Annotated in this window: 1 protein-coding gene; it reads left to right on the top strand. The window is 34.3% G+C overall.

Annotated features, from left to right (window positions below; all coding sequences use genetic code 11):
• Nucleotides 1-125 precede the first annotated feature (125 nt).
• Nucleotides 126-809 (top strand): DUF4145 domain-containing protein, encoded by a 684-nt coding sequence (locus ACFQ1U_RS13645; RefSeq protein WP_386109324.1) that lies wholly within the window; start codon nucleotides 126-128, stop codon nucleotides 807-809.
• The last annotated feature ends 154 nt before the right edge of the window (nucleotides 810-963 follow it).

Genomic DNA, 963 nt, shown 5'->3' with positions numbered 1-963 from the left:
TGCTAACGCTAGTGAATAAAAGAAAATAATAACTAATTTAACCCGTAACTGACGGTTATACGAAACCGTTGTACGCAATTTAAAAAAATTCAGCTGGAAATTAACAAGTAAAGGATATAAAAAATATGGCATTTAATTGGACTTGTCCTCACTGTGAAACGAAAACGACTATAAACTCTGATGACCATACCAAACATGAGTCGAATCTATGTAAAGATAATGCTGAGGGACTGAAAAGTGCAGACATACTTTGGATTGTTTGTCCGAATACCGAATGTAATAAGCTGTCTTTGTATGTACGCTTATATGAATTAAACTATATTCCTGAAATATATAGACGAGGCGATTTTATAAAAGAATGGACTCTTTTGCCGAATACCAAAGCTAAAATTTATCCGGAGTATATTCCATTAGCAATACGACAAGATTATGAAGAGGCTTATACTATTTTGGAATTAAGCCCAAAAGCATCTGCTACATTATCTCGTAGGTGTTTGCAAGGTATGATAAGAGACTTTTGGAAAGTCAAAAAAGGACGACTTTTTGACGAAATTAATGCTATAGAAGAAAAAGTCGACCCTTTGACTTGGAAATCCATAAACGCAATTCGGAAAGTTGGAAATATTGGAGCTCATATGGAAAAGGACATTAACCTAATAATTGAAGTGGAACCAAAAGAGGCTCAACTGCTTATTCAATTAATTGAAATGCTAATTGAGGAATGGTATGTTCACAGACACGAAAGGGAGCTGAAATTAAATTCAATAGTTGATATTGCGGAAATGAAAGATAAAGCTAAAAAAAGTTAAAAAAAACTGCGTACAACAATGTATAACCACAATTACGGCGGATTCGACTACGTCCGAATCCACTCAGAATTGCTTAAGCTAGTGAATAACTAAAAACTTTTGGCTAAATTAGTCCGATAACTGACGGGTTATACGAAACCGTTACCCAACATTT

This window comes from Tenacibaculum geojense, assembly GCF_042676005.1.
Taxonomy (GTDB): Bacteria; Bacteroidota; Bacteroidia; order Flavobacteriales; family Flavobacteriaceae; genus Polaribacter; species Polaribacter geojense.
The sequence above is the reverse complement of the archived record's forward strand: the minus strand, read 5'-3'. Positions and strand labels throughout refer to the sequence as shown.